The organism is Profundibacterium mesophilum KAUST100406-0324, assembly GCF_009835145.1.
In the GTDB taxonomy this organism is placed as follows: Bacteria; Pseudomonadota; Alphaproteobacteria; order Rhodobacterales; family Rhodobacteraceae; genus Profundibacterium; species Profundibacterium mesophilum.
In genome coordinates, this window is the sequence record NZ_APKE01000066.1 from 1 (window position 1) to 1,369 (window position 1,369).

General features: G+C 58.4%; 1 protein-coding gene. It reads left to right on the forward strand.

The window, feature by feature from the left end; all coding sequences use genetic code 11:
• Positions 1 to 79 precede the first annotated feature (79 nt).
• On the forward strand, positions 80 to 1,108 hold the full coding sequence (locus PMES_RS16210; RefSeq protein WP_159966755.1) for an IS110 family RNA-guided transposase: 1,029 nt from the start codon (positions 80 to 82) through the stop codon (positions 1,106 to 1,108).
• The last annotated feature ends 261 nt before the right edge of the window (positions 1,109 to 1,369 follow it).

Below are 1,369 nucleotides of genomic sequence, written 5' to 3' on the forward strand. Positions count from 1 at the left end.
TGACCTAATGGGATGAACTGCCTTCCCGCCAAACCGCAGCTATTGTTGCGGGCATCGGTGGAGAGATAGGAGCATTCTGATGGATATCGAAGTATTGGGCATTGATCTGGGCAAGACCGTTTGCAGCCTTGCGGGATTGGACGCAACAGGCGCGGTCGTGTACCGCAAGCGCCTTCAACGGCACCGGTTGCTGGACTTACTGGAAGGTTTGGATCCCTGCGTTGTTGCGATGGAGGCTTGCGGCGGCGCGCATCACATTGGTCGTTTTTGCCTTGAACACGGGCATGAGCCTCGACTGATGTCGCCGCTTTATGTCCGGCCCTACGTCAAGGTTCACAAAAATGATGACCGTGATGCGGAGGCGATCGCCGAGGCCGCGACGCGCCCGACAATGTCATTCGTCGCGATCAAATCGGAAGAGCAGCTTGATCTTCAGGCTCTGCATCGGGCCCGCGAGCGGCTGGTGACCGAAAGGACACGCCTTATCAATCAGGGCCGGGGCTTTCTGATGGAGCGCGGCATTCGGGTCGGAACGGGTCGCCATGTCTTCCAGAAAGAGCTGGTGAGATTGGTTGCGACAGGCACCGCTGATCTGTCGCACCGTATCCTGTCGATGTTGTCGGACATGATGGCGGAGCTGGCCACGATCAACGACCGGGTCGAAGCGATCGACACCGAGATCAAGGCTCTGGCCAAGGCCGATGCCGACATGCAGCGCTTGATGGAAATCCCTGGCGTCGGCCCAACGATTGCGAGCGCCCTTGTGGCCGCCGTTGGAACCGGCAGCAGCTTTGCCAAAGGGCGCGATCTTGCCGCATGGCTTGGTCTCGTGCCACGGCAGATCACCACAGGTGGAAAAGCCAAGCTGATCGGCATCTCAAAGCACGGCAACCGATACCTCCGCAAATTGTTCATCCATGGGGCGCGGACCGTTCTGCATCTCGTGCGGAATCGAACATCGCCAATAACGCAATGGGCAGATGGGCTGAAAGAGCGGGCGCACGTGAATGTCGCTGCCGTTGCCATGGCAAACAAGATGGCGCGGATCGCCTGGGCCGTATTGACGAAAGGCGAGCGGTATCGTCCCGTGGCGCTTGTGGGCACATAGACACGCAACCGCGCAACAAGAAACATAGGAATCTGCGAGCGAGGAGGAGATGGACCAACGACCAATCGGCGTCTTGTCAGTCTGACGGGGAGCATGGCCCCAAGAGTGCCGATGAGCTAACGAGACACAGGACGCGCGACTTCCCATCTTGGTCAGGGGCAAATCGAATGGCTCCGTCGAAAGACCGAATACATAGAAGCAGGGTCAAAGGGACATCAACAAAATGCTTGCAGGGGAAGGCAGTTCATACATGCTCCCCTG